Annotated in this window: 20 protein-coding genes; 13 read left to right on the top strand and 7 right to left on the bottom strand. The window is 61.2% G+C overall.

Annotated elements, in window-relative coordinates; translation table 11 throughout:
* Nucleotides 1–66: 66 nt before the first annotated feature.
* Nucleotides 67–1773 carry a 2-isopropylmalate synthase gene (gene leuA / locus BUE38_RS08620; RefSeq protein ID WP_073434797.1) on the top strand — a complete coding sequence of 569 codons (1707 nt, stop codon included), beginning with the start codon at nt 67–69 and terminating at the stop codon, nt 1771–1773.
* 141 nt (nt 1774–1914) lie between these two features.
* Here the strand turns inward: leuA and epmB are convergent, their stop codons facing one another.
* Entirely contained in the window at nt 1915–2946 is a 1032-nt protein-coding gene (epmB, locus tag BUE38_RS08615; protein WP_073434795.1) for an EF-P beta-lysylation protein EpmB, read from the bottom strand.
* Between the two features lie 123 nt (nt 2947–3069).
* Between epmB and efp the strand changes: the two genes are divergently transcribed.
* Complete coding sequence (gene efp, locus BUE38_RS08610; RefSeq protein WP_073434793.1) at nt 3070–3636, top strand: elongation factor P; 567 nt, start codon at nt 3070–3072, stop codon at nt 3634–3636.
* A 167-nt stretch (nt 3637–3803) separates the two neighbouring features.
* Nucleotides 3804–4775 carry an EF-P lysine aminoacylase EpmA gene (gene epmA / locus BUE38_RS08605; protein ID WP_073434791.1) on the top strand — a complete coding sequence of 324 codons (972 nt, stop codon included), beginning with the start codon at nt 3804–3806 and terminating at the stop codon, nt 4773–4775.
* 84 nt (nt 4776–4859) lie between these two features.
* Here epmA and BUE38_RS08600 read toward each other — a convergent pair whose 3' ends face one another.
* The 5 genes from BUE38_RS08600 to rsgA form a co-directional block, all read right to left on the bottom strand.
* Nucleotides 4860–5297: a type II toxin-antitoxin system VapC family toxin gene (locus BUE38_RS08600; RefSeq protein WP_073434789.1), complete on the bottom strand. Its 438-nt coding sequence runs from the start codon at nt 5295–5297 to the stop codon at nt 4860–4862.
* Nucleotides 5294–5548: a type II toxin-antitoxin system Phd/YefM family antitoxin gene (locus BUE38_RS08595; protein ID WP_073434787.1), complete on the bottom strand. Its 255-nt coding sequence runs from the start codon at nt 5546–5548 to the stop codon at nt 5294–5296. The genes BUE38_RS08600 and BUE38_RS08595 overlap by 4 nt, the downstream gene beginning before the upstream one ends.
* Nucleotides 5549–5766: 218 nt before the next feature.
* Complete coding sequence (asd, locus tag BUE38_RS08590; protein ID WP_371860398.1) at nt 5767–6615, bottom strand: archaetidylserine decarboxylase; 849 nt, start codon at nt 6613–6615, stop codon at nt 5767–5769.
* 248 nt (nt 6616–6863) lie between these two features.
* Nucleotides 6864–7694, bottom strand: coding sequence for a sulfurtransferase (locus BUE38_RS08585; protein ID WP_073434783.1), 831 nt, complete (start codon nt 7692–7694; stop codon nt 6864–6866).
* Nucleotides 7695–7706: 12 nt separating this feature from the next.
* Nucleotides 7707–8741 carry a small ribosomal subunit biogenesis GTPase RsgA gene (rsgA, locus tag BUE38_RS08580; protein WP_073434781.1) on the bottom strand — a complete coding sequence of 345 codons (1035 nt, stop codon included), beginning with the start codon at nt 8739–8741 and terminating at the stop codon, nt 7707–7709.
* Between the two features lie 314 nt (nt 8742–9055).
* Between rsgA and orn the strand changes: the two genes are divergently transcribed.
* Complete coding sequence (gene orn / locus BUE38_RS08575; protein WP_073434779.1) at nt 9056–9646, top strand: oligoribonuclease; 591 nt, start codon at nt 9056–9058, stop codon at nt 9644–9646.
* Nucleotides 9647–9672: 26 nt separating this feature from the next.
* On the opposite strand, the gene queG is transcribed toward orn, so the two are convergent.
* Nucleotides 9673–10773, bottom strand: coding sequence for a tRNA epoxyqueuosine(34) reductase QueG (gene queG / locus BUE38_RS08570; protein WP_073434777.1), 1101 nt, complete (start codon nt 10771–10773; stop codon nt 9673–9675).
* Between the two features lie 108 nt (nt 10774–10881).
* Between queG and BUE38_RS08565 the strand changes: the two genes are divergently transcribed.
* The 9 genes from BUE38_RS08565 (at nt 10882) to hflC (ending at nt 21307) form a co-directional block, all read left to right on the top strand.
* Nucleotides 10882–12420 carry a bifunctional ADP-dependent NAD(P)H-hydrate dehydratase/NAD(P)H-hydrate epimerase gene (locus BUE38_RS08565; protein ID WP_073434775.1) on the top strand — a complete coding sequence of 513 codons (1539 nt, stop codon included), beginning with the start codon at nt 10882–10884 and terminating at the stop codon, nt 12418–12420.
* The gene (gene tsaE, locus BUE38_RS08560; protein ID WP_073434773.1) at nt 12401–12922 is read left to right on the top strand and encodes a tRNA (adenosine(37)-N6)-threonylcarbamoyltransferase complex ATPase subunit type 1 TsaE; all 522 of its coding nucleotides are present in this window, start codon (nt 12401–12403) and stop codon (nt 12920–12922) included. The genes BUE38_RS08565 and tsaE overlap by 20 nt, the downstream gene beginning before the upstream one ends.
* A complete protein-coding gene (locus BUE38_RS08555; protein WP_084541832.1) occupies nt 12919–14367 on the top strand; it encodes an N-acetylmuramoyl-L-alanine amidase in 1449 nt (482 codons plus the stop codon). Before tsaE ends, BUE38_RS08555 begins: the two co-directional genes overlap by 4 nt.
* Entirely contained in the window at nt 14364–16424 is a 2061-nt protein-coding gene (mutL, locus tag BUE38_RS08550) for a DNA mismatch repair endonuclease MutL (protein ID WP_073434771.1), read from the top strand. Before BUE38_RS08555 ends, mutL begins: the two co-directional genes overlap by 4 nt.
* Entirely contained in the window at nt 16421–17368 is a 948-nt protein-coding gene (gene miaA, locus BUE38_RS08545) for a tRNA (adenosine(37)-N6)-dimethylallyltransferase MiaA (RefSeq protein WP_073434769.1), read from the top strand. Before mutL ends, miaA begins: the two co-directional genes overlap by 4 nt.
* 129 nt (nt 17369–17497) lie before the next feature.
* Nucleotides 17498–17743, top strand: a complete 246-nt coding sequence (gene hfq, locus BUE38_RS08540; protein WP_045993095.1) for an RNA chaperone Hfq — start codon at nt 17498–17500, stop codon at nt 17741–17743.
* Nucleotides 17744–17761: 18 nt separating this feature from the next.
* Nucleotides 17762–19078, top strand: a complete 1317-nt coding sequence (gene hflX, locus BUE38_RS08535; RefSeq protein ID WP_073434713.1) for a ribosome rescue GTPase HflX — start codon at nt 17762–17764, stop codon at nt 19076–19078.
* 105 nt (nt 19079–19183) lie between these two features.
* Nucleotides 19184–20422, top strand: coding sequence for an FtsH protease activity modulator HflK (gene hflK / locus BUE38_RS08530; RefSeq protein WP_073434711.1), 1239 nt, complete (start codon nt 19184–19186; stop codon nt 20420–20422).
* Nucleotides 20423–21307, top strand: coding sequence for a protease modulator HflC (hflC, locus tag BUE38_RS08525; RefSeq protein ID WP_073434709.1), 885 nt, complete (start codon nt 20423–20425; stop codon nt 21305–21307).
* Nucleotides 21308–21477 lie beyond the last annotated feature (170 nt).

Genomic DNA, 21477 nt, shown 5'->3' with positions numbered 1-21477 from the left:
ACAACACGTCGTTCAACTCTTTCGCTCAACTCTGTTGAACCGCTGCACACACCTGGAGAAGCCGTCATGATGCTCAACGATCCCTCGAAGAAATACCGCCCCTTTGTTGCTGTCGACCTTCCTGATCGTCAGTGGCCCAGTCGTCGCATCGAGACGCCGCCGACCTGGTGTAGCGTGGATCTGCGGGATGGCAACCAGGCGCTGATCGATCCCATGGACCAGGAGCGCAAGCAGCGTTTCTTCGACATGCTGGTCAAGATCGGTTTCAAGCAGATCGAAGTCGGCTTCCCCTCGGCCTCGCAGACCGATTTCGATTTCGTGCGCAGTTTGATCGAAGAGGACCAGATCCCGGACGATGTCACCATTCAGGTGCTGACCCAGGCGCGTCCTCACCTCATCGAGCGTACCTTCGAGGCGCTCAAGGGCGCGAAGCGTGCGATTGTCCACGTTTACAACGCCACTGACCCGGTCTTCCGTCGGGTGGTGTTCAACGTCAATCGTGCCGAGTGCATCGATATTGCCGTGACGGCCACACGTCAGATTCGCGAACTGATGGACGCGGCGCCGGAAACCGACTGGACTTTCCAGTACTCGCCGGAGCTGTTTACCACCACCGAGATGGATTTTGCGGTGGAAGTCGTCAATGCGGTGAGCGCGACCTATGGTGCGACCACCGAGAAGAAGATGATCGTCAACCTGCCCTCCACGGTGGAGTGTGCAACACCGAACAACTATGCCGACCAGATCGAGTGGTTCTGCCGTGAGGTCGAGCATCGCGATCACCTGATCGTCAGCGTTCATCCGCATAATGACCGGGGTACCGGGGTCGCCGCTGCCGAGTTGACGGTGATGGCTGGTGCTGACCGCGTCGAGGGCACCCTGTTCGGCAATGGTGAACGTACCGGCAACGTCGATATCGTCACCCTCGCCATGAACCTCTATACCCAGGGGGTGAACCCGGGACTGGATTTCTCCAACATCACGCCGATCATGCGTGAGGTGGAGTACTGCAACCAGTTGCCGGTGCATCCGCGCCATCCCTATGTCGGTGACCTGGTATTCACCGCCTTCTCCGGCTCCCACCAGGATGCGATCAAGAAGGGCATGGCGGTGCGCAAGGACAACGCCGATGGCGTCTGGGAAGTGCCCTATCTGCCCATCGACCCGCTCGACGTCGGCCGTAGTTATGAGGCGGTCATCCGCGTCAACAGCCAGTCGGGCAAGGGTGGTGTGTCCTATCTGCTCGAGCAGGAGCATGGCATCGAGTTGCCGCGTCGCCTGGCGATGGAGTTCAGCACGGTAGTGCAGGATGTGGCCGACCGCATCGGCAAGGAGATCACCTCCGAGATGATCTATCAGGCCTTCGTCGACGAATATCTGGCCAAGACCTCGCCCTTTGCGCTGGTCAGCCATCGCCTGTCCTCCGAGCCGGATAGCCCCACCGTGACTCTCGAAGCGGTGATCAGCAAGGAAGACGAGCGCCAGACCATCAACGGTGAAGGCAATGGACCGCTGGCGGCTTTTATCAAGGCATTGGCGGCGGAAGGGCACGATGTCGAGATCATCGACTACCACGAGCACTCCCGTGGCCAGGGCGCCGACGCCGAAGCCATCGCCTATGTGGAAGTGCGTGTCGGTGACGAAGCGGTTTTCGGTGTGGGTACCGATGAGAGCATCACCAGCGCCTCGATCAAGGGCGTGCTGAGTGCCGTCAACCGCAAGCTGTCCACGGGCATTGTCGCACCCAATGTGACAGCGGATAGCGTAGCCTGAGGCGCGTATGCGCTAGCCGTAAGCTTTAAGCTATAAGTTGAAGCCCCAGCAGGTAATGTCTCTGCTGGGGCTTTCTTGTGGCATCGCTTGCGTCACCAGGCAGGCTGAGTGGTGTTGTCTTACAGCTTACAACTTACAGCTTCAAACTCCTTGCAGCGGCGTCTTGCTGGCTTCGCCGGGAATCTCCCTGACCAGGGTCGGCATCAGGAAGCCGGGCAGGCGGGTGCGTAGCTCAGCCATCAGGGCTTCGGCGTCTTCATCGCTGACCGCAAAGTGGGCGGCGCCGGCCACCGGGTCGAAGGCGTGCAGATAGTAGGGCAGGATGTCGGCTTCGAACAGACGCTCCGACAGGGCTTCGAGGCTATCCACGTCGTCGTTGACGCCCTTGAGAATAACGCTCTGGTTGAGAAGGGTGACGCCGACGGCCTTGAGGCGTGCGCAGGCGGCGATTACGGCATCGTCGATCTCGTTGGCATGGTTGATATGCAGCACCATGACCTTCTGCAGGCGGGTTGTTGCCAGCCAATCGAGCATCACGCCATCGACACGATCGGGAATCACCACCGGCAGACGCGTATGCAGGCGTAGTCGCTTCAGGTGAGCAATACCGTCCAGCCTGGCCACCAGCCAGGCCAGTTGACGATCGCTGGCGGCCAGCGGGTCGCCGCCGGACAGGATCGCCTCGCGCAGGCTGGTGTCGTCGCGCAGATAGTTGAGGGTTTCGTCCCACTGGAGGCGAGTCGGGGCGTTGTCGCTGTAGGGGAAGTGACGGCGGAAGCAGTAACGGCAATTGACCGCACAGGCTGGACTGGTGATCAGCAGTACGCGACCCGCATACTTGTGGATCAAGCCGCGACGAGCGGTATGCTGCGCTTCTTCAAGGGGATCGGTGACAAAGCCTGGGGTATCATCGACCTCGTTGGCCAGGGGGAGGACCTGGCGCAGCAGGGGATCGTGAGGATCACCGATACGCATGCGGGCGGCAAAGGCCTCGGGTACCCGGACCTCGAATAGTTCGTGCCCGCTCAGGGCGCCGGCCAGCCAGGAGGGATCCAGCCCCAGACGTTGACAGAGCGCTCGAGGGTCGCGGATGGCACCAGCCAACTGGCGCTGCCAGGCGCCGGGTTCCGGTAGCCCATCATCGTTGCCGGAGGGCGAGCAATGCAAAAGCATCGGGCTTCGGGTTATCATGCGTGCCACCGATTGATACGCGCGAGGGGCTTCCTCTCGCGAATTGTCTGCTTTGTGCCGCTCAACAACATTGGTTGGGCAGGGCACCGATAGGAAAGAGAACACATGGCGAACTATTCTACCAATGAATTCAAGGGCGGTCTGAAGGTAATGCTGGACGGTGACCCTTGTGCCATCGTCGAAAACGAACTCGTCAAGCCCGGCAAGGGTCAGGCCTTCAGCCGCGTCAAGCTGCGTAACCTGATCACCGGCCGCGTCTGGGAACGTACCTTCAAGTCTGGTGAGTCGCTCGAGGGCGCCGACGTTCTCGACCTGGACATGGAGTACCTCTACACCGACGGCGACATGTGGCACTTCATGAAGACCGACGGTTCCTTCGAGCAGTACGCGGTCGAAAAGAAGGCCTTGGGCGACACCGAGAAATGGCTCAAGGAGCAGGTGGTCTACACCATCACGCTGTGGAACGACAACGCCATCTCTGTGGTTCCGCCGAACTTCATCGAGCTGGAGGTCACCGAGACCGACCCGGGCCTCAAGGGCGATACGGCTCAGGGCGGCTCCAAGCCGGCGACCCTGTCTTCCGGTGCTGTGGTGCGTGTGCCGCTGTTCATCAACCAGGGCGAAGTCCTGCGTATTGATACTCGTAGCGGTGAGTACGTTTCCCGCGCCTGAAGCGCTGGTGGACAGCCCGGTTTGTACCCACGACATTCCGGTTGTACCAAAAGGGCCACGCATAGCGTGGCCCTTTTTGTCTCTGGTCCTTTTCGACTTTGGCCTTCGGAGGCATTCAAATCGGGCCGGTGGTGATACTGAACAGCAGCAGATAGGGAGTGGCCGCAATGACAGACTGGCAGCCCACGGCAAGCATCGACACCTTGCGTCAGCGTGCGTACCTGATGGCTGAGGTACGGCGTTTCTTTGCCGAGCGTGAGGTACTGGAGGTCGAGACGCCAGTGCTGGGACAGGGAGGGAGTACGGATGTTCACCTGGCGTCACTGAGTTGCGAGGCCGTGACACCGCAGGGCCATCAGCGGCTGTGGTTGCAGACCTCTCCCGAATTCGCCATGAAGCGTCTGCTGGCTGCCGGTAGCGGGCCCATCTTCCAGATTGCACGAAGCTTCCGTGATGGTGAGGTGGGGCGCCGGCACAATATCGAGTTCAGCATGCTCGAGTGGTATCGGCCGGGATGGTCGTTGACGCAATTGCTCGACGAGACCCAGGCGCTGATTCGCACGCTGCTGCCCGACGACCCGGGGCCAACGCGTCAGCATGCTTACCGTGATCTGTTCCTGACCCATCTGCATCTGGACCCGTTCAGGGTAGATCTGGATACCCTACGCGGTGTGGCGTCTCAGCGAGGGCAGTTGGATATGTCCGACGCTGAGCGGGACGGCTGCCTGGATCTGTTGATGGGCCTTGTCATCGAGCCGACTCTCGGTCATTCGGGAATTGATGTGGTTGTCGACTATCCCGCCAGTCAGGCCGCTCTGGCACGACGCCATCGTGATCCACGTGATGGTGAATGGGTGGCATCCCGCTTCGAGATCTATCTGAAGGGGATCGAACTGGCCAATGGCTATGACGAACTGACCGACGCCGCTGAGCAACGCCAGCGTTTTGTCGAGGACAACGTCGCCAGACGCGCTCAAAAGCTGCCGGAAGTGGCGGTCGATGAGCGACTGTTGGCAGCCATCGAGTCGGGCATGCCCGAGGGCAGTGGCGTGGCCCTCGGCCTCGATCGCTTGATTCAACTGGCGCTGGGGCGTGAAAGGCTGTCAGAGGTTGTCGCCTTTGCGACACCGGTCTGTTGATAGCGCGGATGATCGACCGACCTGTCATGCGTTCATGGCGGATTGATCGCCGGGTCAGTAATGTTGGGGGAGATGTGACTCGCCTCAGCTTTCGTTGCCGTAAGCAGGCTCCCAGGGGTCAAGGGCAGTGACACCGGTCATCTTGAAGTCCTTCACATTCCGCGTCACCACAACCATGCCATGCTCAATTGCTGTAGCTGCAATGAGGGAATCCCACGGATGCTGGTTCAGGCATGCCATATGGGCGCTACGCAGAGCAATTGCTGAGTCGATGGGCAACGTTCGATGGCGGAATCCTGGAATCACCTGTTCATCCAGCCAGACACGCAACAAGGCTCCCTTGGCGACATCCTTGCGTTCGGCTTTCAATACTCCCGCTTCCAGTTCCATAAGCGTGAGTACAGACACGTAGAATAGTGAGGCGTCCTTATCCTCGAACCAGGCGATGACATTGGGGTTGGCCTTGCCGTCCCCGGCCTTTCGCAGCTCCGAAACGACATTGGTGTCCAGCAGGTAATTCACGAAAGATCGACCTCACGAGGGGGAGCGCTGGTACGTTCTATATCGAGTTCGGCATCCGACAGGCCCGGCATTGCCAGTAGTTCCACAATATTGCATGTTGCACCTGTCAATTCACGATACGTATCAATCGACAACAGAACGTATGATGGCTCCCCACGATCCGTGATGATGACCGGACCACGCTGACTGGCTCGCTTGGCGTGGCTGATATCGTGATTGAATTCCCTGCTGGTGACAGTAGTAGTGGTCATGATGCCCTCCGATGAAGGTAGCAACGTTACTACATTTATCGTAATGCGCCCTCAGTCCCTGTGCAAGTCGTTGGTGGAGCAGTACAGCACCAGACCTGTAGAGAGAGCAGACGCGGGGCACCTCTTGCAGGTCAGGGGAAGCGATGAAGTCATTTCGCATGCAGGAAGGATGCGAGTCTGCGGGGCGCGTTGCACCCCGCCGGACCCGAAAGTCAGGATCAGCTGGCGCTGGCCAACTGCTGACCCATGCGTACCTCGATGCCGCCATCTCGAGCGGGGGAGACAGCGTCAAGCTCCAGCGGATTGGCGAAGGCCATGACCACGGTGGAGCCCAGCTTGAAGCGGCCCATCTCGGCGCCACGCTCCAGCGTGATGGGCTGGTCGAAACGAATGCGCTCGACCCGGCCGGACAGCGGTGTCACCTGGCCGCTCCAGACCGTCTCGATGGCTGCCACGATCATGGCACCGACCAGCACCATCACCATGGGGCCCTGTTCGGTCTCGAAGTGACACACCAATCGCTCATTGCGGGCAAACAGACCGGGTACGTGGCGGGTTGTCGAATCGTTGACCGAGAACAGGCGTCCCGGCACATAGACCATCTCGGTCAGGGTGCCGGCGAGCGGCATGTGGACGCGATGGTAATCCTTTGGCGACAGGTAGACGGTGGCAAAGCTGCCGTTGCGGTAGGTGCTGGCACGCAGCGGGTCGCCGCCGAGCAATTCGCTGATGTTGAAACGATGTCCCTTGGCCTGGATCAGGCGACCTTCCTCGATGCGTCCCCACTGTGACAGTGTGCCATCCGCCGGGCAGACCAACCCGTCTTCCAGCGGTCGTGCATCGACCCTCAGGGCACGAGTGAAGAAGGCATTGAACGTGGGGTAGACAGCAGGATCCGGCTCCACCGCCTCACTCATGTCGACCTTGAACTGCTTGATGAACAGCTTGATCAAGGCGTTCTTCAGCCAACCGACGCGGCACTCGGCCAGGCAACCCACCAGACGTGAGAGCAGGTGGTGGGGAATGGGGTACTGGATCAAGGCAAACAGCTTGGCAGGAGTCACGATATCTCGTCTCTGGATAATCAATAGGGCTTCGGGGCATGAGGCTTCGAGCCAGAAGGGGGCTGTAAGCTATAAGCTTCAAGCTGTAAGTCAAGCCACCTGAGTTCAGGTGAAATCGACCCGAAGGGGATTCTACCTTGTATCCCCCGCACGCCTGCAATGACGTGAGGGGGATGGCACAGTGTTGCTCGAAGCTCGAAGCTCGAAGCTCGAAGCTCGAAGCTCGAAGCTCGCGGCTCGTAGCTCGCTGCTCACTTTTCTATTGGCGTATCGTCGCGGTTGCCCCATTCCTGCCAGGAGCCCGGATAGGCGCGAATCTTCTCGAAACCGAGTGCCTTGCCGACCAGCCAGGTGAAGCCGCTGCGGTGGTGACTCTGGCAGTGAGTGACCACTTCCATATCCGGTGTCAGGCCCATGGCCTGAAGTTCTGTGATCATCTCGGCGTAGTCACGAACACGCAGTGAGCGCTTACTATCCATCGCCTGGGTCCATTCCATGTTGACCGCGCCGGGGATATGGCCGAGGTGCTTGTTGTTGCCCTTGAGGCCATCGAACTCCTCGACGGATCGGGCGTCCCAGATGGCGAATCCTTCAGTGCCCAGTCGTTCCCTGAGTTCGAGGCGATCAATGCTGACCTCGGGGTTGAGGATCTCGGCCTGGTACTGACTGGGCGAGGCCTGATGGGGTTCGGTGGACTGTGACAGACCAGCCGCACGCCAGGCCTGAATGCCGCCGTTGAGGTAGGAGTAACGCTGGTGACCGATCAGCTCGAGGGTCCACAGCAGGCGACCGGCCCAACCGCCGCCTTCATCGTCATAGGCGACGACATGGGTGTCGCGGGTCAGACCCAGAGACGAGAACAGCGCCGACAGCGCCTCGATACCGGGCACATCGTTGGGCACATCGCCGCTTCCCTTGAGCAGGCGCCGATGATCGAGCAGGACGGCACCGGGGACATGACCCTCGCTGTAGCTGTCCGCCCTGAGTGGCACATCAATCACCAGAATGTCTTCATGGTCGAGAACATCGGCCAACTCTTCAGGCTCGACAATCAGCGGCAGCAGGTTGTCTTCTGAGCTCATGTGGTTCTCCCGTCAGGTGTCGTTATCCAGACTATCGATGATACGACGATAACTGGCAAAGCGTTCGGGATGGACATCACCGCGCTCGACAGCGTCGATCAGCGCGCAGCCGGGCTCCTGCTGGTGACGGCAGTCACGGAAGCGGCATAGCCCGATGAGGTCACGAAACTCGATGAAGCCCTCGGTGACCTGGCGCTCATCGAGGTGAGTCAATCCAAACTCACGTATTCCTGGTGAGTCGATCAGCTCTCCGCTTTCCAATTGCTCATCGGGTGCAGGTAATCGGTAGAGCTGGGCGGTGGTCGTGGTGTGACGGCCCTTGCGCGAATCCGTGGAGAGGGCGCCGATACGCAATTGCTCATCCGGCAGCAGGTGGCCGATCAACGACGACTTGCCGACACCACTCTGGCCGACGAACACCGAGGTACGGCCTGCCAGCTGCGCGTACAGTGGTTGCATGCCACCCTCGCTGGCGGTGGATGTTGCCACCACCCGGTAACCCAGCGCCTCGTAGCGCGACAGCAATTCGCGCAGTTCGCCACCATCTTCCGGCAGCAGGTCGATCTTGTTGAGCACCAGCACCGGAGTAATGCCGGTGGCCTCGGCGGCGACCAGATAGCGGTCGATCAGCCCGGCATGTGGCTCGGGTTCGACGGCGAATACGATCAGTATCTGGTCGATGTTGGCCGCCACCGGCTTGAGCAGGCCGCGCATGTCCGGGCGTTCGAGCACGTTGTCACGCTCGCCCCGTGCCACGACCACACCACTGCCGTCTTCGCCCTGGCGCCAGATGACCCGGTCACCGGTCACCAGTCCTTCGAGGTTGGCGCGCAGGTGACAGCGTGTGGGTGTCTCACCGCTGTGCTCGGCGATGTCCAGCGTTCGGCCGAAGTGAGCGATCACTCGGCCGTTGCGCTCTCCGCCATACTCGCCGGCAGCGAGCTTGTCGTCGTCTTCATGCTGACGTTTGGAGGCACGTTTGGCGCGCTCGGCTTGAATCTTCTCAACGCGCCAGCGTTGCTGACGACTTAGTTTTCGTTTGCTCATCCGGGGTCCGCAGTCGGTAGAATCAGTAGAAACAAGCCGCTGGCAGCGGCATGGCCCGGTAATGTCTGCTGGGCATTGTACCTTTGCCACTGCCGACTGTCCTGAACCGGTCTGCTGATCGATTGTCGATAGGCTGTTGTCACGCTGCAGGAGGCGTCGTGTAGACTCGCCATCATGCAGCAGGACTACCCGCCATGCTTCCGATTGCCGGCGCTTGACGACTCCGGTCCCGGACCCTCGAATCTCAGGATCCCAGGGCTCGATGTTGTATGGCTTGATGTTTCATGACCCAGAAAAACTCAAGGAAGGTGACGATGTCCGCCAACACCCAAGGCTCTCCCAGCAAGAGCTCGCCGCGCTCTGATCTACTGGTCTGGATCGATCTCGAGATGACCGGCCTGGATCCCGAGCGCGAGCGTATTATCGAGGTGGCGACACTGGTCACCGATGGCGATCTGCAGGTGATCGCAGAAGGACCGGTGATCGCCGTGCACCAGAGTGACAGTCTGCTGGCTGGCATGGATGAGTGGAATACCCGGACGCACGGTGGCTCCGGATTGACCGAGCGAGTGCGCAACAGCCGTATCGAGACAGGCGAGGCCGAACGTCAGACGCTGGACTTCCTGCGTCAGTATGTGGCCCCGGGCACGTCACCCATGTGTGGCAACTCCATTCACCAGGATCGTCGTTTCCTCGAGCGCGAAATGCCAGAGCTGTGGGCGTTCTTCCACTACCGCAACCTGGATGTATCGACGCTGAAGGAACTGGCAAAGCGCTGGAACCCGGGAGCCCTGGAAGGCTTCAGCAAGCGTAATGTTCACCTGGCCATGGACGATATCAAGGAGTCCATTGCCGAGTTGGCACACTATCGCAAGACCCTGCTCAAGGTCGCCGACAGCGAATAATGGCTTAGCCGACAGCAAATCATGACTCAGCCGACGGCGATGGTCTCCTGACGTTTCTCGCGCTGGCGCTTCAGTGCCCAGCGCACGTGTTCGCGCACCAGGTCGGACGGATAGGCCAGTCGAACCAGCAGGGCGGCTTCCACCGTCGGACTCCAGGGCGCATTGCCCAGTCCGACGGCGAGATTACGTAGCCAGCGTTCATAGCCGATGCGGCGGATCGGGCTGCCGGCGGTGCGTTCAAGAAACTCCGTCTCGCTCCAGCCGAACAGGGTCACCAGCTCGGCACGGTCCAGGTCATGGCGCGGCGCAAAATCCGGTTCGCTGCTGGCGCGGGTGAAGCGGGTAAAAGGGCAGACCAGCTGACAGTCGTCACAACCGAATACCCGGTTACCCATGGCGGCACGGTATTGCTCGGGAATGGCGCCGAACAGCTCGATGGTGAGGTAGGAAATGCAGGCGCGCGCATCGACAACCTGATCCTCGACAATGGCGCCGGTCGGGCAGGCGGTACGGCAGGCGTTGCAGCTGCCGCAGTGTTCTGTTTCGAAGGGCTCATCGACCGGCAGTGGCAGGTCGGTGTAGAGCTCGCCGAGGAAGAACAGCGAGCCGGCCTTCGGGTTCAACAACATGGCGTTCTTGCCGAACCAGCCCAGCCCGGCCTTGCGTGCCAGTGCCCGCTCCATGACGGGAGCCGAGTCGACGAAGGCGCGATAGCCGATTGGTCCCACTTCGGCTTCGATCCGGCGCGCCAGTGTCTGCAGTCGCTTGCGCATCAATTTGTGGTAGTCGCGGCCGGTAGCGTAGCGCGAGACATAGGCCTTCGCTGGTTGGCCCAGCACCTTGGTGGTTTCGACTTCCGGTGGCAGGTAGTCGAGACGCACGCTGATCACGCGCACGGTCCCCGGTTCGAGCTCGGCGGGGCGCGTGCGCTTGCGGCCGTGCTTGGCCATGAAATGCATCTCGCCCTGGTAGCCGGCGTCGAGCCAGCGTTCGAGACGCTGCTCATCCTCGGCCAGATCGACATCGGTGATGCCGAGTTGCTGGAACCCGAGCTCGCGCCCCCAGGTCTTGATACGCAGGGCCAGGGCGCCGAGGTCATTGTCGGTGATGGCAGACGGGGTGGACATGAAAGAGGTTAAACCTGGCAACTTCTGCCGAAACGAGCAGAGAAGCCTTTAGACTGGATAAGGGAATATCGCACCATGGTAAATCATCCCGCCAGGAGGGAACACCGTATGAGCGCTTCTGCCCGTGACTTGATGCATGCCGGCCAGATGCCCCTGTTCGCTGCAGACCAGGTCCGTGAGCTGGATCGCCGAGCCATCGCCGGAGAGATCGATGGGTTTGCCTTGATGCAGCGCGCCTCGGGTACGGCATGGCGGTGGTTGAAGGCGCGTTGGCCCGCCACCCGCAGCCTGACCGTGTTGTGCGGCGGAGGAAACAACGGCGGTGATGGCCATGTGCTGGCCGCTCTGGCTGCTCATGAAGGGCGCCGAGTGCAGCGCTATTCTCTGGTGCCGCGGGAGCGCTTGAGCGGGGACGCGTTGCGTGCCGCGAAGATGGCCGATGCCGCCGGGGTAGAGTGGCACGACTGGCAATCCGGCGCACCGATCGACGGTGAAGTCATCGTCGACGCCTTGCTCGGTACCGGCTTTCAGGGAGAGCTACGCCCGGCATGGGCCGATGCCATCCACGCCATACGGGACTCAGGGCGGCCGGTGTTGGCCATCGATATCCCCTCGGGGATCAATGCCGATGGCGCGGCCGCCGGTGATATTGCCGTCAGGGCTGATGTCACCGTGACCTTCATCGCCGACAAGCTGGGCCTCTACACCGGATGCGGTGCGGCGCACTGTGGGGAAGTTGTGGTGGAACCGCTGGGGTTGGATGCTCTGGCGCATTACGATATCAGGCCCATTGCCTGGCGCTTGGCACCGCAGTATCTGACGGAGATGCTGCCCGCCAGGCCGCGCGATACCCACAAGGGTGCGCTGGGCTTCGCTGGTGTCATTGGTGGAGCTCCGGGATATGGCGGAGCCGCATTGCTCGCTGCCGAGGCCTGTGCCAGATCCGGAGCAGGACGAGTGATGTTGGCGACAGCGCCGGAACATGTCACGGCCAGTCTGGTGCGTTGCCCTGAGGTCATGGTGCGGGGGCTGATTCATGCTACCCAGTTGCCGCCATTACTCGAGTCTCTCAGTGTGCTGGCCATCGGTCCGGGGCTTTCCCTGGATAGTTGGGGGCAAGCGATGCTGCAGTGCGCGCTGGAGCAGTCGCTGCCGATGGTGGTGGATGCGGATGCCCTCAACCTGCTCGCCTCCCGCTTCATGGGCATGCAGCGCGACAACTGGATACTCACGCCACACCCCGGTGAGGCGGCACGTCTGCTGGGCTGTTCAGTGGCCGAGGTCGAGGCCGATCGCCCGACGGCGGCACGGCAGCTGCAGAGTCGTCTGGGTGGTGTCGTGGTCCTCAAGGGCGCAGGCACGCTGATCTGTGGCCCCCGTGGCCTGGCACTCTGCCCCTATGGCAACCCAGGCATGGCCAGCGGAGGCATGGGCGATGTATTGACAGGCCTTATCACCGGACTGGTGGCTCAGGGGCTGGAGCTGGAACAGGCCGCACAATGCGCGGTACTGGCACATGCACTGGCCGGTGACCGTGCAGCACGTCAAGCGGGAGAACGTGGCTTGCTGGCCAGCGATCTGGCATTCTGTGCACGAATTTTGATCAACCCGACAATGGGCGAGGAAGATGCTGCTGCGACTCGATGATGAAGACCGTCAGGTCGCATTTGGAGAGTGCCTGGGACGGGCGCTGGAAGGGCGCGGCCGTGTTCATCTATCCGGTGAGCTGGGCGCCGGCAAGACAACACTGACCAGAGGGGTGTTGCGTGCTTATGGACACCAGGGCGCTGTGAAGAGCCCAACCTATACCCTGGTGGAACCCTACGAACTGGAAGCCGGACGGGTGAACCATTTCGACCTTTATCGCCTCGGCGATCCCGAGGAGCTGGAATTCATAGGCGGCCGCGACCTGCTCGCCGATGACACCCTGTGCCTGATCGAATGGGCGGAGCGCGGTGAAGGCTGGCTTCCCGAGGCCGATCTGGTGGTTGCCTTGAGTCACGCCGGTCGTGGTCGAGAGGCATGTCTTCAGGCCGGTACTGCCTGGGGAGAGGAGGTGCTGGCGCGTCTGCGGCAGGACCCGCAGTTGGCGGACTGCATGTCGGGAGATGGTTCGTCGGGAGATGGCTCGTCGGGAGGTAGCGCATGAGGGCAGCCCTTTGGAAGTGGGTCGCGCTGACTGCACTGGCGGCACCCGGTTTGTTCGTGGCTTCGGTTCACGCCTCGACAGTCGAGAACATGCGACTCTGGGCTGCGCCCGACCATTCGCGACTGGTATTTGACCTCTCGGCTCCGGTGAGCGCTTCGGTGTTCACTCTGGATAATCCAAGCCGACTGGTCATTGACCTGGCCGATACGCAACTGGACTCGGATCCAGCCAGTATCGACCTCGATGGCAGTGCCATCAGCGAGGTGCGCACCGGGGTTCGCGAGGGCGATGATCTGCGGGTGGTTCTCGAGCTGGATCGTGCTGTGGAGCCGCGACATTTTGCGTTATCGCCCAATGATCAGTACGGCGATCGCCTGGTGGTGGATCTGGAGTATCCGGGGGAAAGCGCAGTTGAGGATCCGATCGACCCCATCGAATCGATGATCCGCGAGCAGGAAATTGCCGCTGAGCGTGCCCGGACCGTTGCCGTTGCCGAAGGGCTTGATCCGGTCGAGACGGCTCCGACGGTGACTGAAGCGCAGCCACACCCCAAGCGTGACATCATCATTGCCGTGGATGCAGGGCATGGTGGTGAGGACCCCGGTGCCACAGGCCCCAGTGGGACGCGCGAGAAGGACGTGGTGCTGGAGATGGCCGATCGCCTGGCTCGAATGATCAACCAGACGGCTGGCTTCCGGGCGGTGATGATCCGCGATGGCGATTATTATATCGGCTTGCGTCAACGCACGCTGATTGCCCGTGAGCAGAAGGCAGACTTCTTCGTCTCGATCCACGCCGATGCCTTCAACAGCCCGCGGCCTCACGGTAGCTCGGTGTTCGCGCTGTCGCAGAGTGGTGCCACCTCGGAAACCGCCAAATGGCTGGCCACTTCCGAGAACCGTTCTGACTTGATTGGTGGCGTCGACGGCAGCCTGTCACTGGATGACAAGGACCAGGTGTTGCGTGGTGTATTGCTGGATCTGACCATGACGGCGACCCTCAATGACTCCCTGACCATCGGTGGGGCGGTGCTGGATCGCATCGGTCGTGTCAATGATCTACACAAGCCACGAGTTGAGCAGGCTGGCTTCGTGGTACTCAAGTCGCCGGACATCCCCTCGCTGCTGGTCGAGACAGGCTTCATTTCCAACCCGGATGAGGAGCGCCGCCTGCGCGATGGCGGCTATCAGGAGCGGATGATGAGCGCGGTATTCGGCGGTGTGCGTGCCCACTTCGAGCAGAACCCGCCACCGGCGAGCCTGCTGGCGTGGAATCGCGACCACGGCCGCGAGACGGACTCCAACGAGTACCGAATTCAGCCCGGTGATACCCTGTCAGGCATTGCCTCGCAGCATGGGGTTTCGCTTGGCCAACTGCGCCAGGTCAATGAGCTCTCCGGCGATGTCATTCGCGTCGGACAGGTATTGAGGATTCCCAGTACATGAGTGAGATCAGGAGCGAACACCGCAGAATCCAGGTGCTCGACCCCCGGCTGGCCAACCAGATTGCCGCCGGTGAGGTGGTCGAGCGGCCGGCATCGGTGGTCAAGGAACTGGTCGAGAACGCCATTGATGCCGGCAGCACACGGATCGAAGTCGAGATCGAAGCGGGAGGCTCGCGTCTGATCAAGGTGCGTGACGACGGCTCGGGAATCAGTGAGGAAGACCTCCCGCTGTCACTGTCGCGTCATGCTACCAGCAAGATCACCTCGCTGGAGGAGCTGGAAGGCGTGGCCAGTCTGGGCTTCCGTGGCGAGGCACTGGCCTCGATCAGTTCGGTGTCGCGGCTGGAGCTGGTTTCCAATACTGATGAGGACCCGCGCAATGGTTGGCGTGTGGTCGCCGAAGGTCGGCGCATGGAGCCACGGGTTTCCCCGGCACCTCACCCGAGGGGCACCTCGGTACTGGTGCGTGATCTGTTCTTCAATACGCCGGCACGGCGCAAGTTCCTGCGCACCGAAAAGACCGAGTTCGGTCACGTCGAGGAGTCCTTCCGGCGTCAGGCGCTCTCGCGCTTCGATATCGGCTGGGTCTTGCGCCATAACCAGAAGACCCTGCACCAATTGCCGCTGGCGCAAACGGATGACGAGCGTGAGCGGCGACTCAAGTCTCTGCTGGGCAAGAACTTCCTCGACAATGCCCTGACCCTCGACATCGAGGTAGGCAGCCTGCGTCTGTGGGGTTGGGTGGGGTTGCCGACACATTCCCGCGCCCAGGCCGACCAGCAGTACTTCTTCGTCAACGGTCGCGTGGTGCGGGATCGGCTGGTAGCCCACGCCATTCGTCAGGCCTATCGTGATGTGCTGTTCCACGGTCGGCACCCGGTGTTCGTGCTCTACCTTGATGTTGATCCCGCCGTGGTCGACGTCAATGTGCACCCGACCAAGCATGAAGTGCGCTTCCGCGACGGCCGCATGGTGCATGATTTCCTGTTCTCCAGCCTGCATCGTGCGCTGGGAGAGGCGCGAGCGGGGCATGCCGAGCCGAATGCCGGCGAGGTCCATGAGGAACTGGATGTCGACCCGGAAACCGGAGAGATTCGTCAGCCGGCTGCGGCTCGAGACGCCTCGCCTCAACAGGCCATGTCTCAACAGAGCATGTCTCAACAGAGCATGTCTCAACAGACTGGGCCCCAGCCAGCCTGGCAACAGCAGCCCATGGCGCTGCATGCACGTCGGGACGATGAAGGTGGCGGCGTGACTCCGGATCGGGTGCGTGCCTTCATGGATGGCTATCGTCAGTTGCACCCGGATCATGAGCAGAACCTGCTGACACCTCAGCCCGGTGCGCCCCGAGCCGGTGGCATGGCGGCTGATCAGGCGCTGGCGGAGCGAGGCTCGCCCGAGCCTCGTACCATGATGGGGGTTGCCGAGGCACCGCGGCCCATGCCGACGATGCCCGAAGAGGATGCCACCCAGTCACCGCCACTCGGTTACGCCGTGGCGCAACTGCACGGTATCTACATCGTGGCGCAGAACGCCCAGGGGATGATACTGGTCGATATGCATGCCGCTCACGAACGTATTGTCTATGAGCGGATGAAGTCCCAGGTGCATGGTGGGGCCCTGGATGCCCAGCCATTGTTGGTGCCGGTGTCGCTGGCAGCCAGTGCCAGTGAGGTGGAGACCGCCGAGAGCGAGCGTGATGCCTTCTCCCGTCTGGGGGTGGAGCTGGATGCCGCGGGGCCAGAAACCCTGCTGGTTCGCCAGGTTCCGGCGCTGCTGGCCGATGCCGATGTCGAGCCGCTGGTACGCGAGATGCTGGCCGATCTCGAGCGGTTTGGGCGATCCGATCGCATCGAGGCGCATATCAATGAACTGCTGGCCACCATGGCCTGCCATGGCAGTGTGCGCGCCAATCGTCAGTTGACCATCGCCGAGATGAATGCACTGCTGCGTGATATGGAGCGCACTGAACGCAGCGGACAATGCAATCATGGTCGCCCGACCTGGACACAGATGAGTCTGCGTGAGCTGGACAAGCTGTTCCTCAGAGGCCAATGACGATGAGTTCGGACCCAAGGCCTCTGGCAATTCTATTGATGGGGCCCACGGCAGCGGGCAAGACCGATCTCGCCATCGAGCTGCGTGAAGCACTCAATGGCGAGATCGTCAGCGTCGATTCGGCGATGATCTATCGCGGTATGGACATCGGTAGTGCCAAACCCTCGGCGGATGAGTTGAGGCGTGCTCCTCATCGGCTGATTGATATTCGTGACCCGGTGGAGGCCTACAGCGCCGCCGAGTTCCGCGAAGACGCCTTGCGCGAAATGCAGGACATCGTGGCGAAGGGGAAGGTGCCGCTGCTCGTTGGCGGTACCATGATGTACTTCAAGCGATTGATGGATGGTGTGGCCAATCTGCCCTCGGCGGACCCTGCGGTGCGGCAGAAGCTGGAGCAGATGGCCCGTGAACAAGGCCTGGAAGCGCTCCATCGGCGCCTCGGCGAAGTAGACCCTGAGTCGGCATCGCGCATTCACCCCAATGATCCTCAGCGTCTGATGCGTGCATTGGAAGTGCATGAAATCAGTGGTCAATCACTGACGGAACTGTGGAATAGACAGCCACCACAAAACTTTCCGTTCCGAACCCTGTCCATAGGACTCGCGCCAGCGGACAGGGCTGTGTTGCACGAACGCATCGCCAGGCGCTTCTCGTTGATGCTGGAAGCCGGTTTCCTCGATGAAGTGGCGACGTTGCGAGCGCGAGGCGACCTGTCCCTGGAACTGCCATCCATGAAGTGCGTAGGTTACCGTCAGGCATGGCACTACCTCGATGGAGACTATGACCTGGCGGAAATGCGCTATCGTGGGGTGGTAGCGACCCGTCAACTGGCCAAACGCCAGTTGACCTGGCTACGAAGTTGGCCGGAGCTCCACTGGGTCGATCCGCTGGCGGGCAAAGCGGCAGCTGAGTTATTGAAACTGGTGCGCGTTTCGGGCACATAGCGTAAGATATCCAGTTCGTGTGGCCCATTGCATGAGCCCAGCCGTATCCTCGGATGGTCGCCTCTCATGAGCGAGTTGGCGAGTGTCGGAATAACGTTAACCCCTAAGAGACTTATCAGGGAGAGCAACATGTCCAAAGGGCAGTCCCTTCAAGACCCGTACCTGAACATTCTGCGCAAGGAGCGCATTCCGGTATCGATTTTCCTGGTCAACGGCATCAAGCTGCAGGGCCAGATCGAGTCATTTGACCAATTTGTCATTCTGCTGCGTAACACCGTCAGTCAGATGGTCTACAAGCACGCCATCTCCACTGTCGTGCCGTCACGCAACGTCCGTCTGCCTGCTCAGGATCCTGCTGCGCAGCCGGAGAGCTGATTATCCGTGAGGTATTGATTGTTTTTTGAACGTCCCGACGCCGGTGAAACGGCGATACTCGTCCACATAGACTTTCAGGACGAGCAGGAGCGCGAAGATCCCGGTGAGTTTCTGGAACTGGTGAGGTCGGCGGGCGCCGAGCCCGCCACGCTGATTACCGGCAGCCGACAGCGTCCCGACTCCCGCAGTTTTGTGGGTTCGGGCAAGCTCGAGGAAGTGCGCGAGGCTCTGTCGGTTCATCAGGCGGAACTGGTGATCTTCAACCACGCGCTCAGCCCCTCTCAGGAACGCAATGTCGAGCAGGCGCTGAAATGCCGGGTGCTTGACCGCACCGGCCTGATTCTCGACATCTTTGCTCAGCGCGCACGCACCCATGAGGGCAAGTTGCAGGTAGAACTGGCCCAGCTCGAGTACATGTCGACCCGATTGGTTCGAGGCTGGACACACCTCGAGCGTCAGAAGGGCGGTATCGGTCTGCGTGGCCCTGGTGAAACTCAGCTCGAGACTGACCGTCGCCTGTTGCGTGCACGAATCAAGTCGATCCATAAGCGGCTCGACAAGGTTCGCAGCCAGCGTAGCCAGAATCGACGGGCGCGTTCTCGCGCCGAGATTCCCAGCGTGTCGTTGGTGGGCTATACCAATGCGGGCAAGTCGACGCTATTCAACAGCCTGACTCAGGCTGAGGTCTATGCGGCGGACCAGCTCTTCGCTACTCTCGACCCTACACTGCGACGACTTGAAGTCGAGGATGTCGGGCCGGTGGTGATGGCGGATACGGTAGGCTTCATTCGTCATCTGCCACACAAGCTGGTCGAGGCGTTCCGAGCCACCTTGCAGGAAGCGGCCGAGGCGACGCTGCTGGTGCACGTCATCGACGCTGCCGACCCGGACCGTGAACTGAACGTGACGCAGGTGAACAACGTGCTGGAGGAGATTGGTGCGGCGGATGTGCCATCTCTGCTGGTAATGAACAAGATTGACCTGTTCGACAGCTCTCCGCGCATCGAGCGCGATGAGCATGGCGTGCCCCGGACTGTCTGGCTGTCGGCACGTGAAGGACGAGGCCTCGATCTGCTGGCTGAAGCACTGAGTGAGTGCCTGGCCGAGGATATACTCGATTTCCCGCTGACCCTGACGCCGGAGCAGGGCCGGCTGCGGGCAGCACTGCATGAGTCCGGTGCAGTGCGCGGTGAGGATTTTGATGAACAGGGGCGCTCAAGGTTGGCACTGCGGCTTCCGCGTCGCGAGTTCTACCAACTGATGTCGAGGCTGGACGAGCGTGCCGCGGATTACCTTCCTGAGTCTCTGCAGCAGCGAGAGGCCTGGGAGGCTTGACGACCCGAGGGCTGGACTGGCCCCTGGCGTCGCCAGGATCAGGCGACGCGATATAATGGATCGCAACCGATGCTCCCACATGGGAGCACAGAGTGGAGACGACGTATGGCCTGGAATGAGCCTGGTGGCGGCAACGGCAACCAGCAAGACCCCTGGAGTGGCGGGGGCCGTCGAGGCGGAAGCAATGGCGGTGGTAACCGTGGCGGCGGCGACAATCAGGGACCGCCTGATCTTGACGAAGCGCTGAAGAAATTTCAGGACAAGCTGAACAACATGCTGGGTGGTCGCGGCGGCAAGCGCGGCGGCGGCGGTGGCAAGAAGGGGGGGAGCGGCAAGCCGCGCAATACCCTGGCATTGCCCGGTCTGCTGCTGGTGATCGGCGTGGCCATCTGGGCAGCCAGTGGTTTCTATCTGGTCGATCAGTCCGAGCGCGGTGTGGTACTGCGTTTCGGCAAGTTCCAGCAAATCGTCAATCCGGGTCTGCAGTGGAATCCGCCGCTGGTCGATGATGTGCACATGGTCAACGTGACCCGCGTGCGCTCGGTCAGCCAGACCCAGTCAATGCTGACTCAGGACGAGAATATCGTCTCGGTCGAGATCTCGGCCCAGTATCAGGTTGCCGATCCGCGTGGCTATGTGCTCAACGTACGTGATCCGGAGCTGTCACTGGAGAATGCGCTGGATTCCGCACTGCGTCATGTTGTCGGTGGCACCGACATGATCGATATCCTGACTTCGGGACGTGAGATTCTCGGTTCTGCGGTGGCGAGTCGTCTGCAATCCTACCTGGATGCCTACGGCACCGGGATTCACCTGGTGACCCTCAACGTCGAATCGACATCGCCGCCTGAGGCCGTCCAGGACGCCTTCGATGACGTTATCCGGGCGCGCGAGGATCGTCAGCGTACTATCAACCAGGCCATGGCCTACGCCAACGCCATCATCCCGGAAGCTCAGGGTCAGGCTCAGCGTATCGTCGAACAGGGACAGGGCTATCGCGAGTCTGTGGTCGCCGAGGCGCGTGGTCAGGCCAATCGTTTCAGCGCGCTGCTGACGCAATATCAGGACTCGCCGGACGTGATGCGCGAGCGTCTCTATCTGGATGTGATGTCCGAAGTGCTCGGCCAGACCGACAAGGTGTTTGTCGACGTATCGGAGCAGAGCCCGCTGATGGTGTTGCCGATGGATCGCCTTGCTCGTGGTACCAGCGGAGCAGCAGCCAATCAGGATGACACTCAGCTCGATCCACAGGTTCTCGAACGCGCTCGCAACGAGACGAGCGGTTCGAGCAGTGGCTCGGTCCGGACGGAGCGTGACAATGGTATCCAGAGAGAGGGTCGCTAGATGATCAATAATCGATCCCTACTCATCGTCGGCGGCCTGGCTGCCGTGGCCTGGCTGGCCAGCAACAGCCTCTACGTGGTCAACGAGACCGAGCGTGCGGTGAAGTTGCGCTTCGGTGAGATCATCGAAGAGAACATCCAGCCCGGACTGCACGTCAAGGTGCCGATCACCCAGACCGTACGCAAGTTCGATACGCGAGTGTTGACGCTGGACACCGATACCAGCCGTTATCTGACCCAGGAGCAGAAGGCGGTCATCGTCGACTCCTACGTCAAGTGGCAGGTCATCAACCCGACGCGCTACTACGAGGCGACAGCGGGGGATGAGCTGATGGCAATTCGCCTGATTCAACCGCGCGTCGACGAGAGCCTGCGTAATGAGTTCGGCCAGCTCAGCCTGCAGGAGATCATCGCCGAGAAGCGTGATGAACTGATGACCGGGCCCACCGAGGACCTCGATCGCTTGATGCGCGAAGAGCTCGGCGTGGCGATCCTCGATATTCGCGTCAAGCGTATCGATCTGCCGGAAGATGTGTCCGCCGCGGTCTACTCGCGGATGCGCTCCGAACGTGAGCGTGAAGCTCGTGAATGGCGTGCTCAGGGCTCGGAAGAGTCCGAGCGCATTCGCGCCAACGCGGATCGTCGCCGTCAGGTATTGCTGGCTCAAGCCAATGAGCGCTCCGAGACCCTCCGCGGTGAGGGTGATGCCGAGGCGGCAGGTATCTATTCCGAGGCCTACAGCGTGGATCCGGAGTTCTTCTCCTTCTGGCGTAGTCTCAATGCCTACCGCGAGAGCTTCGGTGAGGACGGCGGCAACATGATGGTGCTGGATCCGTCCAGTGACTTCTTCCGCTATCTGAAGTCGCCGGATCAGCCCGAGAGCTGATCGCACAGCCGGGTGCCGGTCGTCCTGGACGACCGGCACCCGGTAAATGATGTATCGGTATTGCCTCGCGGGGTTCACCCGCCACGCAAACGTGATAGAATCCTTCAACCGGGCGTGGCCCGGTTTTTTTGTGGCCGTCGCTCGGGTGTTCTGGACCCTGTGGCACTGGT

It is taken from the genome of Halomonas cupida (genome assembly GCF_900142755.1).
GTDB lineage: Bacteria > Pseudomonadota > Gammaproteobacteria > Pseudomonadales > Halomonadaceae > Halomonas > Halomonas cupida.
The sequence above is the reverse complement of the archived record's forward strand: the minus strand, read 5'-3'. Positions and strand labels throughout refer to the sequence as shown.

Bases quoted from the DNA above. Each gene is read 5' to 3' on its own strand.
- leuA (WP_073434797.1), top strand. From the start codon at position 67: ATGATGCTCAACGATCCCTCGAAGAAATACCGCCCCTTTGTTGCTGTC.
- epmB (WP_073434795.1), bottom strand. From the start codon at position 2,946: ATGCTTTTGCATTGCTCGCCCTCCGGCAACGATGATGGGCTACCGGAA.
- efp (WP_073434793.1), top strand. From the start codon at position 3,070: ATGGCGAACTATTCTACCAATGAATTCAAGGGCGGTCTGAAGGTAATG.
- epmA (WP_073434791.1), top strand. From the start codon at position 3,804: ATGACAGACTGGCAGCCCACGGCAAGCATCGACACCTTGCGTCAGCGT.
- BUE38_RS08595 (WP_073434787.1), bottom strand. From the start codon at position 5,548: ATGACCACTACTACTGTCACCAGCAGGGAATTCAATCACGATATCAGC.
- BUE38_RS08585 (WP_073434783.1), bottom strand. From the start codon at position 7,694: ATGAGCTCAGAAGACAACCTGCTGCCGCTGATTGTCGAGCCTGAAGAG.
- rsgA (WP_073434781.1), bottom strand. From the start codon at position 8,741: ATGAGCAAACGAAAACTAAGTCGTCAGCAACGCTGGCGCGTTGAGAAG.
- orn (WP_073434779.1), top strand. From the start codon at position 9,056: ATGTCCGCCAACACCCAAGGCTCTCCCAGCAAGAGCTCGCCGCGCTCT.
- queG (WP_073434777.1), bottom strand. From the start codon at position 10,773: ATGTCCACCCCGTCTGCCATCACCGACAATGACCTCGGCGCCCTGGCC.
- BUE38_RS08565 (WP_073434775.1), top strand. From the start codon at position 10,882: ATGAGCGCTTCTGCCCGTGACTTGATGCATGCCGGCCAGATGCCCCTG.
- tsaE (WP_073434773.1), top strand. From the start codon at position 12,401: ATGCTGCTGCGACTCGATGATGAAGACCGTCAGGTCGCATTTGGAGAG.
- BUE38_RS08555 (WP_084541832.1), top strand. From the start codon at position 12,919: ATGAGGGCAGCCCTTTGGAAGTGGGTCGCGCTGACTGCACTGGCGGCA.
- mutL (WP_073434771.1), top strand. From the start codon at position 14,364: ATGAGTGAGATCAGGAGCGAACACCGCAGAATCCAGGTGCTCGACCCC.
- miaA (WP_073434769.1), top strand. From the start codon at position 16,421: ATGACGATGAGTTCGGACCCAAGGCCTCTGGCAATTCTATTGATGGGG.
- hfq (WP_045993095.1), top strand. From the start codon at position 17,498: ATGTCCAAAGGGCAGTCCCTTCAAGACCCGTACCTGAACATTCTGCGC.
- hflK (WP_073434711.1), top strand. From the start codon at position 19,184: ATGGCCTGGAATGAGCCTGGTGGCGGCAACGGCAACCAGCAAGACCCC.
- hflC (WP_073434709.1), top strand. From the start codon at position 20,423: ATGATCAATAATCGATCCCTACTCATCGTCGGCGGCCTGGCTGCCGTG.